12 protein-coding genes are annotated in these 14,630 nt (G+C 71.7%); 7 read left to right on the top strand and 5 right to left on the bottom strand.

Annotated features, from left to right (window positions below; translation table 11 throughout):
- Positions 1-213 precede the first annotated feature (213 nt).
- Complete coding sequence (locus tag E9228_RS08515; RefSeq protein ID WP_208385629.1) at positions 214-819, bottom strand: DnaJ family domain-containing protein; 606 nt, start codon at positions 817-819, stop codon at positions 214-216.
- A gap of 92 nt (positions 820-911) precedes the next feature.
- Here E9228_RS08515 and E9228_RS08510 point away from each other — a divergent pair, with 92 nt between their 5' ends.
- Complete coding sequence (locus E9228_RS08510) at positions 912-1,973, top strand: sodium:calcium antiporter (RefSeq protein ID WP_166780103.1); 1,062 nt, start codon at positions 912-914, stop codon at positions 1,971-1,973.
- Positions 1,974-1,994: 21 nt separating this feature from the next.
- Here the strand turns inward: E9228_RS08510 and E9228_RS08505 are convergent, their stop codons facing one another.
- The gene (locus E9228_RS08505; protein WP_166780102.1) at positions 1,995-3,815 is read right to left on the bottom strand and encodes a glycoside hydrolase family 15 protein; all 1,821 of its coding nucleotides are present in this window, start codon (positions 3,813-3,815) and stop codon (positions 1,995-1,997) included.
- A 173-nt stretch (positions 3,816-3,988) separates the two neighbouring features.
- Here E9228_RS08505 and E9228_RS08500 point away from each other — a divergent pair, with 173 nt between their 5' ends.
- Complete coding sequence (locus tag E9228_RS08500; RefSeq protein ID WP_166780101.1) at positions 3,989-5,155, top strand: RtcB family protein; 1,167 nt, start codon at positions 3,989-3,991, stop codon at positions 5,153-5,155.
- 77 nt (positions 5,156-5,232) lie between these two features.
- Here the strand turns inward: E9228_RS08500 and E9228_RS08495 are convergent, their stop codons facing one another.
- Positions 5,233-5,658, bottom strand: a complete 426-nt coding sequence (locus E9228_RS08495; RefSeq protein WP_166780100.1) for a hypothetical protein — start codon at positions 5,656-5,658, stop codon at positions 5,233-5,235.
- A 43-nt stretch (positions 5,659-5,701) separates the two neighbouring features.
- Complete coding sequence (locus tag E9228_RS08490; protein ID WP_166780099.1) at positions 5,702-6,181, bottom strand: hypothetical protein; 480 nt, start codon at positions 6,179-6,181, stop codon at positions 5,702-5,704.
- A 140-nt stretch (positions 6,182-6,321) separates the two neighbouring features.
- Between E9228_RS08490 and E9228_RS08485 the strand changes: the two genes are divergently transcribed.
- The 5 genes from E9228_RS08485 to E9228_RS08465 all read left to right on the top strand — a co-directional run bounded on the left by E9228_RS08485 (position 6,322) and on the right by E9228_RS08465 (position 13,325).
- The gene (locus E9228_RS08485; protein WP_166780098.1) at positions 6,322-7,179 is read left to right on the top strand and encodes a DUF1206 domain-containing protein; all 858 of its coding nucleotides are present in this window, start codon (positions 6,322-6,324) and stop codon (positions 7,177-7,179) included.
- 123 nt (positions 7,180-7,302) lie between these two features.
- Positions 7,303-8,847, top strand: coding sequence for a protein kinase domain-containing protein (locus E9228_RS08480; protein WP_166780097.1), 1,545 nt, complete (start codon positions 7,303-7,305; stop codon positions 8,845-8,847).
- Positions 8,848-8,901: 54 nt separating this feature from the next.
- Positions 8,902-11,250 carry a maltose alpha-D-glucosyltransferase gene (gene treS / locus E9228_RS08475; RefSeq protein WP_166780181.1) on the top strand — a complete coding sequence of 783 codons (2,349 nt, stop codon included), beginning with the start codon at positions 8,902-8,904 and terminating at the stop codon, positions 11,248-11,250.
- Between the two features lie 4 nt (positions 11,251-11,254).
- Positions 11,255-12,130, top strand: a complete 876-nt coding sequence (locus E9228_RS08470) for an SMP-30/gluconolactonase/LRE family protein (RefSeq protein WP_166780096.1) — start codon at positions 11,255-11,257, stop codon at positions 12,128-12,130.
- 88 nt (positions 12,131-12,218) lie between these two features.
- Positions 12,219-13,325 (top strand): alpha/beta fold hydrolase, encoded by a 1,107-nt coding sequence (locus E9228_RS08465; protein WP_166780095.1) that lies wholly within the window; start codon positions 12,219-12,221, stop codon positions 13,323-13,325.
- Between the two features lie 104 nt (positions 13,326-13,429).
- Here the strand turns inward: E9228_RS08465 and E9228_RS08460 are convergent, their stop codons facing one another.
- Entirely contained in the window at positions 13,430-14,626 is a 1,197-nt protein-coding gene (locus E9228_RS08460) for an NAD(P)/FAD-dependent oxidoreductase (RefSeq protein ID WP_166780094.1), read from the bottom strand.
- Positions 14,627-14,630 lie beyond the last annotated feature (4 nt).

The raw sequence follows: 14,630 nt of genomic DNA, 5'->3' as shown, positions 1-14,630 counted from the left end.
CGCCGCGAAGCTGCTCGACGACACCTTCAAGACCGACGCCGTCAAGGGCGGCCTCCTGGTCGGCACCGCCACCATCACCGCCCAGATCAAGTAACACCCCCCGCGTCACCAGACGCACGCACCACCACGAGAACGCCGCCCCGGGAACACCCCGAGGCGGCGTTCTCACGTCCCCGGACGCGGCACGGCAGCGGACGGGAGGCCCGGGTCACCTCATCCGCGCCGGCGCCACCACCGGGACGGTCGGGTCTCGGCCGCGTGCGCGGCCGCAGCCGACGCGGCGGACGCGGCCCGGGCCTGGCGTCGGTCCCGCCAACGCGCGACCTCGGCGTCGACGTGACGCATCCGCGTGACCACCGGCGGTCCGCCGAGGAGCTGCCGTCGGGCCTCCTTCACACGGGCGTTGAAGTCGACGAGGACGTCCCGGACGTCGGACTCCACTGAGAGTGCGTCCAGGTGGTCGTCGAGTTCGGCGTCCTCGGTCCGCAGGGCGAGGGCCGGCGGGGCGATGCCGCGGATGTCCTCACGCTCGATCTTCGACTTGATCCACCAGTCCGGGTCGTGCTGGCCGTCGAGCCCCGGCAGCGGCTTGCCGTGGTACGGGTTGCCCTCGAACACCCCGCGGCGCTCGGCCTCCGCGATCCGTGCCCGGGCGTGGGCGGCGACGTCGGCGGCCTTCAGCAGCTGCCGTTCCTCGCGCTCTGCACGCACTTCGTCCGGGTCGAGCGATCCCCGCTCGACCTCGCTGTCCACGAGCTGCTGGTACCGGTACCGCGCGGCCTTCCGCAGGCGGTCCATCCGGGCGTCGACGTCGTTCATCGTCCGTCCATGATGCCCCGGGCACCCGACACCACCACCCAGCGTGCCCGGCCCGGAGGTGGACCCAGCCGTCGTGGTCCATCGTCACCCTCGTGGAATCCCTGCCTCTCTGGTTGCTCGTCCTCGTCTTCGTGGCCGGCGCCGCCGTGATCTGGATCGCCGGCATCCAGCTGTCCAAGACCACCGACGTCCTCGACGCCCGCCTGCACCTCGGCAGCGCCCTCGGCGGGCTCATCGTGCTGGCCGTCGCGACGAACCTGCCGGAGATCGCGATCACCGTCAGTGCGGGGATCTCCGGCTCGATCGAGGTCGCGGCCGGCAACATCCTCGGCGGCATCGCCCTGCAGACCGTCGTCATCGCCGTCCTCGACGCGTTCGGCAAGCGCGGGAAGGGCGTCAAGCCGATCACCTACCGCGCGGCGTCGCTGACCCTGGTGCTCGAGGCGGTCGTCGTCGTTGCCGTGCTCGCCGTCGTCATCGCCGGCAGTCAGCTGCCGCCGGACCTGGTCGTCGCCCGGCTGACCCCGGACGTCGTGCTCATCGCCGTGATCTGGCTCGTCGGCCTGTTCCTCGTGCAGCGCGCGAGCAAGGGCCTGCCCTGGCACGAGAGCGGCCACGCTCCGGACGCCAGCCCGCACGCCGCCGGGCACCGCACCCGCAAGCAGGACCCGAAGCCGATGAGCACGCGGAAGGCGGCGATCGTCTTCGCCGTGTCCGCCCTCGCGACCCTCGTCGCCGGTGTCGTGCTCGAACAGGCCGGCGATGCCGCGTCGGGTCAGATCGGGCTGTCCGGTGTGCTGTTCGGGGCGACCGTCCTGGCCCTCGCGACGAGCCTGCCGGAGATCTCCACGGGCCTCCAGGCCGTCAAGCAGGGCGACGACAACCTGGCGGTGTCCGACATCTTCGGCGGCAACGCCTTCCTGCCGGTGTTGTTCCTCGTCGCCACCGTGCTCTCCGGCAAGGCGGTCCTGCCGCAGGCGAACGCGAGTGACGTGTACCTGACGGCCCTTGCCGCGCTCCTGACCCTCGTCTACGCGGTGGGGCTCGTGTTCCGGCCGCAGCGCCGCATCGTCGGGATGGGCGTCGACTCGTTCGTCGTCGTCGTGATGTACCTGATCGGCGTCGCCGGCCTGGTCGCGATCACCCTGGCGTGAGCGGACGGGCCGGCGGGGGCGTCACGCGCCGTCGGCCGCCACCTCCTCGATGGTCAGCGCGGCCTGGATGAGGGCCAGGTGCGACAACCCCTGCGGGATGTTGCCCATGAACGCGCCATCCTCGCTGATCATCTCGCTGAAGATGCCGACGTCGTTCGCCTGATCGACCATCTCGTCCATGAGCGTGCGGGCGTCGTCCAACCGGCCGGTGCAGGCCATGGCAGCGGCGAGCCAGAACGAGCACGCGACGAACGGTGACTCCTCGTCCTCGATGCCGGAGTAGCGGTAGACGAGCGGGCCGCGCTGCAGCTGCTCCTCGATCGCCCGGATCGTCGACTGCATGCGCGGCCCACGGTCGAAGGCGCTCATCGCGTGCAGCAGGATCGACGTGTCGAGCGCGTCGCTGCCCGGGTACATCACGTAGTGCCCGCGTTCCTCGTCCCAACCGTTGTCGCTGACCCACTGCTCGATGAGTTCGCGGTTCTCGATCCACTTGTCGCGGGGGCCGTCGATCATGCCGGCGTCGTGCAGTTCGACGGCGGCGTCGAGTGCCTGCCAGCAGCCGATCTTGCTCGTCACGTAGTGCTGCGTGTCCTCGAGCTCCCACATGCCCGAGTCCGCCTCCTCCCAGCGGTGGCAGGCGTCGTCGGCGAGGCGTTGCAGCACCGCGGCGGTCTTCCGGTCGAGCACGTTCCCGGCCCGGACGTACTGCTGCAGGATCGCGAAGACGTCGCCCCAGACGCCGAGCTGCAGCTGGTCGCCGGCCCGGTTGCCGATGGTGACGGGACCGATGCCGTTCCAGCCGGGGACGTCGCGCTCCTCGACGCTGTCGGTCTTCGAGCCGTCGAGGCCGTAGAAGATCGGCATCCCCTCGTCGTGCTCGGCGATCGTGCGCATCACCCACGAGACCGCGGCGTGCGTCTCCTCGCGCAGGCCGAAGCGGGCGAGGGCGTGCACCGTGTACGACAGGTCGCGGACCCAGGCGAACCGGTAGTCCCAGTTCTTCCCGCCCGTGCGGTCCTCCGGGAGGCTCGTGGTCGGTGCGGCGGCGATCGCGCCGGTGGGTGCGTAGATGAGCAGCTTCAGGGCCAGGGCGCTCCGCTGCACGGCTTCGGACCACGGCCCGTCGTAGGAGAACTCCTCCGACCAGGCCTCCCAGTTCGCGATCGTCCGGTCCATCGCCGCGAGGGCGTTCTCCGGTTGCGGCATGAAGATCGGTTCGTCATGGGTGCCGACGATGGTGAGGATGTGCTTCGAGTCCTCCGCGGTGACGAACCGGCCGGAGAACCGGGGGCCGTCGTCGTGCACCGGGTCGAAGCCCTGCTCGACGATCGCGATCGTGACACCGTCGATGCCGATCACGGTTCCGTTGCCGGTGTCCAGGCGCTTCGGCTCTGCGGTGTTCAGCAGGGTCCCGGGCACCACGGCCCACTCCATCTCGACCGTGCCCTCGACGCCCTGCACGCATCGGGCGACCTCGGCCCACGGCAGGCGGCCCGCGACCCCCGTCACCATCGCGTCCGTCACGGTGACCTTCCCGGAGGGGGTCGTCCAGGTCGTGACCAGGACGTTCGTTCCGGGCATGTACGCGCGGGACACCTCGGAGTCGTCCTCGACGGGTCGCAGTGCCACGTGTCCGCCGTGTTCGGCGTCGACGATGCTCGCGAACACGGGCGGTGAGTCCATCGCGGGGATGGGGAGCCAGTCGATGCGGCCGTCGCGGGCGATGAGCGCCACGGTCCGACCGTCGCCGATCGCGCCGTAGGAGCGGAGCGGGACGTACCCGTCGGTGCGCTCCTCGTTCTCGGTGGCGTCGGGGGTGTCCCGTGTCCGTTCGGTCATGCCTCCATCGTGCCCGTAGCGGCTCGACGTGCGGCACACGGCACGTACCCCGGGCCGTGTGGCGCCGGCGCAGGCGGTGCGCGCTTGCGCCGGGTGTCGCGATCGCGCTATGGTGCTCGGTTCTGCCCGGACGGGCGGACCGTCATCACGACGTCGTCCGACAGGGACCCACCATGCAGAAGATCACCGCCCGACTCCTCTCCTGGGCGTCGATGCTCGAGGAGCAGACCGAACAGCAGGCCCGCACGACCTCGCGGATGCCCTTCGTGTTCCCACACCTCGCGCTGATGCCCGACGCACACCTCGGGCTCGGCGCCACCGTCGGCTCCGTCATCCCCACCCTCGGCGCGGTCATGCCCGCGGCCGTCGGCGTCGACATCGGCTGCGGGATGATCGCCGTCCGCACGCAGTTCTCGCGCTCGGACCTGCCGGAGGACCTGCGGCCGCTCCGCGAGGCGATCGAGCAGGCGATCCCGCTGTCCGCTGGCGCCACGAACCGGACCGTCGTCGCCACCGCGGCACCGCGAGTCGCGGAACTCGAGGCGCTGGCCGTCGACGCCGGCTTCGACCCGACGGAGGTGCTCGCCGGGTGGCGGAACCAGCTCGGCACGCTCGGGTCCGGCAACCACTTCATCGAGGTCTCCCTCGACGAGGCGGACCGCGTCTGGCTGTTCCTGCACTCCGGCTCCCGTGGTGTCGGCAACAAGATCGCGCAGCGGCACATCGCGGTCGCGAAGCAGGCCATGGAGCGGTGGTGGATCGAACTGCCGGACCCCGATCTCGCCTACCTCGTCGAGGGCACGTCGGAGTTCGACCGGTACATCGCGGAACTCGGGTGGGCGCAGCACTTCGCCCTGCTCAACCGCGAGGAGATGATGGACCGCGTCGTCCGACAGCTCGCCGAGGTGGTCGACACCGAGGTGCAGGAGCTCGAGCGCATCAACTGCCACCACAACTTCACGCAGCGTGAGACGCACTGGGGCAAGGCCGTGTGGGTGTCCCGGAAGGGCGCGATCCAGGCGAGGGCCGGACAGCCCGGGCTGATCCCGGGGTCGATGGGCACGGCGTCGTACGTCGTCGACGGGCGGGGGAACAAGCCGTCGCTCGAGTCGTCACCGCACGGTGCGGGGCGCTCGTACTCCCGGTCGGCGGCACGACGGACGTTCACGCACGAGCAGCTGCGCGAGGCGATGGCCGGCATCGAGTACCGGGACACCGACGCGTTCCTGGACGAGATCCCGGCGGCCTACAAGCCGATCGACCAGGTGATGGCGGACGCGGCCGACCTCGTCACGGTTCGGCACACGCTGCGGCAGATCGTGAACGTCAAGGGGGACTGACCCGCGTGGGCAGACGGACGGGAGGCCCGTGGCGGAGTCCGCCACGGGCCTCCCGTCCGTCAGCTGGAAGCGCGGGGTCAGGACACGGGGGTGCCGTACCAGAGCGCCTGGTACGCCTTCCCGAAGAGGGTCGGAGTGACCCGCTTGCCGAAGCGGATCTCGTACCCGCCGGAGTTCGCGACGTCCAGGCTGACGTCGAAGCGGCCGGTCTCGTCGGTCTTGCCCACGGCGACCCATCCGGCACCGGCGGCGATCTCGATGTCCTTGTCCGGGAACGCGGACTTGCCCGTGACGGTGATCACGCCGTCGTGGATGGTGCTCGAGGTGATCTCCAGCTTCCCGCCGGAGAACACGTGCGCGCCGATGCCGGTGGTGACCGCGCTGCTCGACGTGGTCGGCGACGGCTGGACGGCCGCGTTCGCCGGGATCGAGGCGACGAGCGGGGCACCGAGCGCGAGGGCGAGGCCGGCGGCGGCGATGAGGGTGGTGGACTGCTTCTCCACGTGCGTGCTTCCTTCAGTGGTGGGTCGGGGGAGGGGGTCGTGCTCAGTACTCGACGACGTAGAACGTGCGGGACCCCGAGCGGTTGCCCTGGTGGTCCGTCGCGAAGAGGCGGTACTCGACGTAGCCCTCGTCCTGCGGGACGGTCAGCTGCAGCTGACCGTGGTCGCCCTGTCCGGCGAGGTCGAACGTGGCCACCTCGCGCCATCCGCCGTCGACGCGCTGCTCGGCGTGCACGAGGCCACCGGCGCCGGGGATGAGCACCTCGGCGGTCCGCGACGCCGTGTGCCCCTCGAAGGTGAAGAGATCGGCTTCAGCGCCGTCCTCGTCGTTGGTGATCTCTCCCCACACGCCGTCGACGGACCGGACGAAGGGCGTGTAGAGGGTCTGGGTCTGGGTCTGCGAAGCGGAGGCCGACGTCTGTGCGGTCAGGGTCGCGGCGGTCGCAGGGACGGAGGCGATGAGCGGTGCGCCGAGGGCGAGAGCGAGGCCGGCCGCGGCCGCGAGGGTGGTGCGTTTCTGCATGATGCTCCTTGGAGAGGGGGCGAGTCCGTCGGGCTGACGGCGGTCCCGCAAGGATGAGCGACCCGACTGAACACATGTCGAATGTGATATCCAAAGCGGGTGCTCGGACAGGAGCGTCGGGACCGGGCAAGCTCGGAGCCGTGACCGACACCGCCCAGGACGCAGCCCGAGAGACCGGACGACAGGCGCGCCGTGTCGCCGACAGCCGCTGGTTCGAGACCACGGCCCGCGCGGGCTTCGTCGGGACGGGCATCGTGCACCTGCTCATCGGCTACCTCGCCGTGCTGCTCGGCATCGGCAACGCCTCGGCCGGCAGCGGTGCACAGGGGTCGCAGTCCGGCGACACCGACCAGTCCGGAGCGCTCGCGCAGATCGCGTCCGTCCCCGGTGGGGTGTTCCTCCTCTGGGTCGTCGCGATCGGCACCGCCGCGCTGACCATCCGCCTCGTCGTCGAGGCCGTCGTCGGCGGCCGGACCGACGACGCCCGCGCCTGGCTCGCCCGCGCGAAGAACGCCGGCAAGGCCGTCGTGTACGGCGCGATCGCGTACTCGTCCGCCAGCTACGCCCTCGGCGCCGGCAAGAGCTCCACCGGGTCGAGCCGCAGCGCCGCCGCCACCGCCCTGGCCACGCCCGGCGGTGTCGTGCTCCTGCTCCTCGTCGCGGCCGTCGCGATCGCCATCGGGGTCGGACTCGTCGTCATCGGCCTGCGCGGGTCGTGGAAGAAGAACCTCCGCCCGCAGCCGGAGTCCGTGCGCCGGACCGTGGCCGTCCTCGCCACGCTCGGGTACATCGCGAAGGGCGTCGCGGTCGTCATCGTCGGCGTGCTCATCGCCGTCGCCGGGTTCCGCAGCGACCCGGACCAGGCGACCGGCCTCGACGGGGCCTTCGACGCCGTCCGCTCGATGCCCGGCGGGTCCGTCGTGCTCGTCGTGGTCGGGCTCGGGTTCGCCGCGTTCGGGCTCTACAGCTTCGTGCGTGCCCGGTACGCGCGGATCTGATCGCGCACAGGGGATGGTGGCGATCCCCGAGGCCCCGTCGGTGCGATGATGCATCGTCGCGTCGGCGACACGCCCGATGAGTCGTCGCGCCACGCGCGTCGCCCCCACCGAAGACGAGGAAGCATGGCCCCGACGGACGAACCCAGGGAGCACCCTGAGGTCCTGGCCGGCCGCTACCGGCTGGAGAAGGTCATCGGCCGGGGTGGGATGTCCGTCGTGCACCACGCGTGGGACGAGTCCCTCGACCGACCGGTCGCCGTGAAGCTCTTCCACCCGGGCATCGTCGACATCGCCCGCCAGGAGGCCGAACAGGGTGTGCTGGCCGCGCTCGACCACCACAACCTCGTCAGCCTGCTCGACGCGGGCGTGGTCGAGGACCGGCACGGCACGCTGCAGCGCTTCATCGTGATGGCGCTCGTGCACGGCCAGGACCTCGAGGAACGGCTGGCCCTCGGCCCCCTCGCCTCGCGGCACATCGCCGAGATCGGCTACGACATGGCCGAGGCGCTCGACTACATCCACGCCCAGGGCGTCGTGCACCGCGACATCAAGCCGTCCAACATCCTGCTCGTCGACTACGGCAACGGCTCCGACCGGGCCCGCGCCCGGCTCACCGACTTCGGCATCGCCCTCGCCGCCGGCGTCGAGCGGCTGACCGCCGACGGTGTCACGACCGGCACCGCCGCCTACCTCAGCCCCGAGCAGGCCCGGGGCGCGGACGTCGGCCCGGCGAGCGACGTCTACTCGCTCGGCCTGGTGCTGCTGCAGTGCTTCACCCGGCGGCGCGAGTTCCCCGGCTCGCTGGTCGAGTCCGCGCTCGCCCGACTCTCCCGCGACCCCGTCGTGCCCGAACCGCTGCCCGACCACTGGAAGCACGCCCTCGCCGCGATGACCGCGCAGGACCCGCGCGAGCGGCCGGTGGGTGCCGAGCTGGTCGCGCTCCTCCGGCACGTCGTCATCACCGACACCGCGGAGGCCCCTGCCGCCGACGCGACGCCGGCCGGCGTCGCGCCCGGGTCCGGTGCGGTGGGCGCGACCACGTCGTCGACCGGGGGCGGTCCGGCCACCGGTGGGAGCGCCTCCCGGCCGGTGCCGGACCCGAGCACGACACGACCCGACACGTCGCGGCCCGCCACGCTCGACGTCCTCCCCGAGGAGGCACTGCAGCGGACCACGAAGATGGCCGCACGCCTGTTCGACGCCCCGATCGCCCTGATCGAGGTGCTCGACGAGGACCGCGAGTGGTCGCAGTCGTACGTCGCCGACGGTGTCGACAAGTCCGCGCGGAGCATCACCTTCCGGAACGGCTTCGCCCCCGTCCCGGTGCCGGTCGTGATCCCGGACGGTTCCACCCACCCGGAGATGCGGAACAGCCCGCTCGTCACCGGGCCGCTCGGCATCCGCTTCTACGTCAGCGTCCCCCTGGTCCGGCACGACGGCGTGACCGTCGGCACGCTGGCGGTGCTCGACTCCCGGCCGCGCACCGCCGACGAGGCCGACATGGCCAACCTGCGCGACCTGGCGGCGCTCGCCGTGACCCAGCTCGAACTGCGGCAGGAGTCGCTCCGCACCACCAGCGACTCGGTGCCGATCGTGCGCACCGGGCAGGGCGCGCACGCGGCTCCCGTCACCCACGACGCCGCTGCCCGGCCCGGACACGCCGTCTGAGCACAGACCCGGCACCGTCCCCGGGGACGCGTGACTAGCGTGTGGGGCGTGGACATGGACGACGACGCACCCCGGACCGACGAGCGCATCGCGGACGAGCAGCTGACCGGTGAACGGCTGCCCGTGGGCGGGATCCCGGAACGGGACGTCGACGTCCCGGACGGCACCGCCGGGGACGAGGACGACACGGCTCCGGTCGCGCCGGACATCACGTACGACGAGCAGCTGTACCCGGCCAGGCCCCGTCGACTGCGGCCCCGGGTGAACCTCCGCGGCGGCAGCCTGCAGCGCCGGTTCTCGGACCCCCGCGCCGCCAACGGCGAGAACCCGGCGTACATCGAGTGGCTCGTCCGGCAGTCGATGCTCAAGGACGCCGACGTCCTCAGCCGCACGCTCTCGGGCACACCCGCCATGTGGCGCAACCCGTACGCCCGACCCGACGCCCGCCGTGCGGTGTCGACCTCGGACGTGTGGTTCACGGCGTACCCGATCTCGCTCATCACCCGCGACGGCGAGTCCTTCCTGACGGCGCTCGCCGACCCGCAGCTGTGGACCGCGTTCGAGCGCATCGGCATCAACGGCGTGCACACCGGCCCGGTCAAGCGGGCCGGCGGCATCCGCGGCTGGCAGGAGACCCCGAGCGTCGACGGCCACTTCGACCGGATCGGGACCCAGATCGACCCGACGTTCGGCGACGAGGAGACCTTCCAGCGGATGACGGACGTCGCCGAGGAGCACGGCGGCAGCATCATCGACGACATCGTGCCGGGACACACCGGCAAGGGCGCCGACTTCCGCCTGGCCGAGATGGCGTTCAAGGACTACCCCGGGATCTACCACATGGTCGAGATCCCGCCGGAGGAGTGGCACCTGCTGCCCACCGTGCCCGAGCACCGTGACTCCGTGAACCTCGACGCGGCGACCGAGTCCGCGCTCGCCGAACGCGGCTACATCATCGGCGAGCTGCAGCGCGTGATCTTCCACCAGCCCGGCGTCAAGGAGACGAACTGGAGCGTCACCGCGCCGGTCGTCGGCGTCGACGGGACCACCCGCCGCTGGGTCTACCTGCACTACTTCAAGGAGGGGCAGCCGTCGGTCAACTGGCTCGACCCCACCTTCGCCGGCATGCGCCTGGTCATCGGCGACGCCCTGCACTCCCTCGGCGACCTCGGCACGAGCGCACTCCGGCTCGACGCGAACGGGTTCCTCGGTGTCGAGAAGAGCGCCGAGGGTGCTCCCGGCTGGTCCGAGGGCCACCCGCTCTCCCACGCGGCGAACCACGTCATCGCCGGCATGGTCCGGAAGGTCGGCGGCTTCACGTTCCAGGAGCTCAACCTGACGATCGAGGACATCCGCGACACCGGAGCCGTCGGTGCCGACCTGTCCTACGACTTCATCAACCGTCCGGCGTACCATCACGCCCTGGCCACCGGGGACACCGAGTTCCTCCGCCTGACGCTCCGCACCTCGCTCGAGCTCGGCGTCGAGCCGGTCAGCCTGGTGCACGGCATGCAGAACCACGACGAGCTCACCTACGAGCTCGTGCACTGGGCGACCCTGCACCAGGACGACCTCTACACGTTCCACGGCGAGGAGACCCGGGGTGGGGCACTCGCCGAACGGATCCGCGCCGACCTCACCGAGGCGCTGACCGGTGACGCCGCCGACTACAACCTGGTCTTCACCACGAACGGCATCGCCTGCACGACGGCGTCGCTCATCGCGGCCACCCAGGGGCACACCACGCTCGACGACATCGCCGACGAGCACGTGCCGCAGATCCGCGACGCCCACCTGCTGCTCGCGGCGTTCAACGCCTGGCAGCCCGGCGTCTTCGCGATGTCCGGCTGGGACCTGCTCGGGTCGCTGACCGTGCCGCAGGAACTCGTGACGGACCTCATCGCCGAGGGGGACACCCGGTGGATCGAGCGCGGCGCGCACGACCTGCTCGGCGTCGCCCCGGACACCGAGCGGTCGGCCTCCGGCATGCCGCGGGCCCGCTCGCTCTACGGTCCGCTGCCGGAACAGCTCGAGTCGCCCGACTCGTTCGCGTCGCGGCTGGGCGAACTGCTGCGTGTGCGGACCGAGTACGGCATCGCCTCAGCCCGCCAGGTCGACGTCCCCGAGGTCGCCCACCGCGGGATGCTCGTGATGGTGCACGAGCTCGAGACGACCGACGAGTCCGGGGAGCCCGTCGTGCAGATCACGGTGCTCAACATGACCGACACCGCGCTCGACGGCACCATCCGGTCGGAGTCGTTGCCACACGGTGCGACGGTCGTGGACGCCACGGACCACAGCGAGCTCGGCACCGTCGACGACCTGTGCAGCTTCCCGCTGCGCATCGACGCGTACGGCTCGCGCTTCCTGGTGCTCCGCCGGAACGTCGAGCAGGGAGCGTGACCCGGTGACCGAGGGCGCGACCGCCGGCCCGGCGCGGGTGTTCAGTGACGTCCGCGCCACCCTGGCGGAGAGCATCGTCTGGGATCCGGCGCAGGGGGTCGGCCGCTGGGTCGACATCCCGAACGGCACGCTCACCACGGCGGACGCCGACGGACGGGTGCTGCAGACCACCCAGCTCGACCCGCCGCTGCCGTCCTTCCAGCCGCGCGTGGGCGGGGGCTTCATCGCCACCCAGGACGACACGGTGGTGCTGACGGACGCCGACGGCCACGTCGAGCGTGAGCTGGCGAGTGTCGTGCACGCGAACGACGAGATGCGCTTCAACGAGGGCAAGTGCGATCCGTTCGGTCGCTTCCTGGTGGGCAGCATGGACCCGACGGACGGCCCACCGGCGGGGGCGCTGTACGCGTTCGCGGCGGACGGCTCGGTGTCGGTCCTCCGGAGTGGGTTCGGCACCACCAACGGCATGGAGTGGAACGACGACGGCTCCGAGATGTACGTGACGGACACCGACACGAACACGATCTACCGGGCCGTGTACGGTCCGGACGGGGTGCTCGGGGACCTCGAGCCGTTCATCGACGGTGCCGCGCACGACGGGCTCGTCCGCGACGACGAGGGCTGCTTCTGGGGTGCGATCTACGGCGAGAGCAAGGTCGAGCGGTACGGACCGGACGGCACGCACCTCGAGACGGTGGAGGTCCCGGCACCGAACGTGACCTCGGTGGCGTTCGGTGGGACGGACATGTCCCTGCTGCTCGTCGGGACGGCACGCGAGAACCTCACCGAGGAGCAGCTCGAGCGGTTCCCGCACTCGGGCTCGGTCTTCGCGGTCCCGACCCGCGTGCACGGTCGTCCGGCGTTCCCCTTCGCCGGCTGAGGACCGGGCCTGGCGGACGCGCGCCGTCCGCGGACGGTCGGATGCCCGCGGTAGCCTGGGCGACCGCCAGCCACCGCGAGGAGCGCCCATGCACGACGAGCACCACCCGGGTCGTCCCGTCCCGCCCGGCGCACCCGACCCGGCCGGCGAACTCGCCCGGGCCGACGACGCCGACGTCGAGGTGCAGGTCGACCGCATCGCCGTCGACCACACCTACGTCCGGGTCAGTTCCATCGGCGCACCCGGCGACCGTGCCTTCGTGCTGGTCGCGGGCCTCGGCATCGCGTCGACGTACTACGAGCGGCTGGCGCCGCACCTCAACGAGAACGGTCCGGTGCACGCACTCGACCTGCCCGGGTTCGCGGGGGTGCCGCGTTTCCGTGGCCGCGTGTCCATCGAGCGGTACGCGGACGCCGTCGAGAAGGTCATCGACGACCTGCGGCTGCAGGACCCGGTGCTCATCGGCCACTCGATGGGGACGCAGGTCGTGGTCGAGGTCGCGGCCCGGCGCCCCGACATCTCCGACCTGGTGCTGATCAGCCCGGTCCTCGACCCGGCGGCACGGTCCGTCCCGAAGGCCGCGCTCCGTTTCCTGCGGTCCGCCGTGCACGAACCCGCTGCCGTCCGCTGGCACGCGATCACCGCCTACGCACTGTGCGGGTGGCACTGGTTCGGCAAGGTCCTGCCGAAGATGATCGCGTACCCGATCGAGGACCGCGTGGCCGACGTCCGGGCGCACACCCTGGTCGTCCGTGGCGAGCACGACGCCCTCGTGCCGCGCTCCTGGGTCCGGCAGCTGGCCCGTGCCCTGCCGTACGGCGTCCTCCGCGAGGTCGTGGACGGCGCCCACTCGGTCATGCACGCCCAGGCGGACGCGGTCGCGCGACTCGCCGTCGCCCACGTCGACGGCCGGCTGTCCGGCCGCGGCGTCTCGTCGCTCCAACGCGTCCGGGACGACTCGACCGCGACCGACCTCGACCGGCTCGGTCCGACCGACCGGCTGCTCGTCGTCAAGTCACGCTTCATGGAGCTGATCGGCATGGCGAAGGGGGACGACGAGCAGCTCGAGGCCGCGAAGTCCGCGCACGCCGTGGCGATGGCCGACCACGACGGGATCCCGGTGGACCCGCGTGCGCGCGACGAGGTCGTCGAGACGGTCGCGCCGGAGCGCGGCGGTGACCGCCGCACGTTCTGACCACGCTCCACGGGTGGACCGACGGGAGGCCCGTGACCGGTTCCGGAGAACCGGGCACGGGCCTCCGGCCGTCCACGACCGCCGGATCCGGCGGACGACGTCGATCAGTCCGCGGTGATGAGGCCGGGCAGGGTGTCCGGCGTCAGCGCGTGCGCCTCGGCCAGGACCTTCCGGGCCTCGTCGGTCTTGCCGGGGACGTTCCAGAGCAGCACGCCGGCGACCAGGTCGTCGTCGTCCAAGTGGTAGACGACGCCGGTGACGTCCGGTTCGGCCCAGTCCTCGACGGTGCGGAGCGAGGACGACACGACGCCGACGGCTTCGTACCCGAGGTCGAAGACGTTCGAGTAGAACATGGGCGTGTGGTCGTACGTCTCGCCCGCACCCGCGAGGTTGCGACCCGCCTGACGCCCCTGCTGCTGGGCGTTGTCGACGTGTTCGACGCGGCGGGTGCCGAGCAGCCGGTCCGGGTAGGACGCGACGTCGCCCGCGGCGAAGACGACCGGGTCGTCGGTGGCGAGCGTCGCGGACACCGTGATGCCGTCGTCGACGGACAGGCCGGCGTCCTCGGCGAGCTGGGTCGCCGGGTCGATGCCGAGACCGGCCACGGCGGCGTCCGCCGTGACGGCGGATCCGTCGTCGAGCGTCAGCGTCACTCTGTCCACGGTCTCCTCGCCGGACTCGACGCGGCGGCCGGTCAGGACCTCCACACCGGCGTCGACGAAGCGCTGCTGGAACGCGGCGGCCAACCCGGCCGGGAACATGTGCCCGCCGAGGACGTCGTCCGGGGTGACGAGCGTGACACGCGCGCCGTTCTGGACGAGCCCGGCCGCGATCTCGGTCCCGATGTAGCTGCCGCCGACGACGACCACGTGCGCACCGGCGTCAGCGTGCCGGCGGAGCGTCCGGTAGTCGGCGGCGCTGCGGTAGCTGAGCACCCGGTCGGACGGTGCGAGGCCCGGCAGGGCACGGGGGTGCCCGCCGGTGGCCAACAGCAGCCGCTCGTACCCGACCACGGTGCCGTCGTCGGTCGTGACGGTGTGGGCGCCGCGGTCGATCGAGGTGACTCGGGTGCCGAGGACGAACGACGCCCCGGTCTCCTCGGTGTGCAGGTCGACCTTCTCGTCCCAGCTGAAGTCCGGGTCGGTCCAGAGCTTCTTCGACAGCGCCGGACGGGCGTACGGACGGTCGACGTCCTCGCTGATGACCCCGATCGAGCCGTCGGGGTCGAGCTCGCGGATGCCGCGGGCAGCGGAGTCGGCGACCATGCCGCCGCCGACGATGAGGTAGCGGTGGTCGGTCATGGTT

It is taken from the genome of Curtobacterium salicis (genome assembly GCF_011759505.1).
Taxonomy (GTDB): Bacteria; Actinomycetota; Actinomycetes; order Actinomycetales; family Microbacteriaceae; genus Curtobacterium; species Curtobacterium salicis.
This window is presented reverse-complemented; position numbering and strand designations above follow the sequence as displayed.

What these genes read in the sequence shown, in the direction of transcription:
- E9228_RS08505 (WP_166780102.1), bottom strand. Translation starts at nt 3,815, where the DNA reads ATGACCGAACGGACACGGGACACCCCCGACGCCACCGAGAACGAGGAG.
- treS (WP_166780181.1), top strand. Translation starts at nt 8,902, where the DNA reads ATGGACGACGACGCACCCCGGACCGACGAGCGCATCGCGGACGAGCAG.
- E9228_RS08480 (WP_166780097.1), top strand. Translation starts at nt 7,303, where the DNA reads ATGGCCCCGACGGACGAACCCAGGGAGCACCCTGAGGTCCTGGCCGGC.
- E9228_RS08460 (WP_166780094.1), bottom strand. Translation starts at nt 14,626, where the DNA reads ATGACCGACCACCGCTACCTCATCGTCGGCGGCGGCATGGTCGCCGAC.
- E9228_RS08465 (WP_166780095.1), top strand. Translation starts at nt 12,219, where the DNA reads ATGCACGACGAGCACCACCCGGGTCGTCCCGTCCCGCCCGGCGCACCC.
- E9228_RS08490 (WP_166780099.1), bottom strand. Translation starts at nt 6,181, where the DNA reads ATGCAGAAACGCACCACCCTCGCGGCCGCGGCCGGCCTCGCTCTCGCC.
- E9228_RS08500 (WP_166780101.1), top strand. Translation starts at nt 3,989, where the DNA reads ATGCAGAAGATCACCGCCCGACTCCTCTCCTGGGCGTCGATGCTCGAG.
- E9228_RS08515 (WP_208385629.1), bottom strand. Translation starts at nt 819, where the DNA reads ATGAACGACGTCGACGCCCGGATGGACCGCCTGCGGAAGGCCGCGCGG.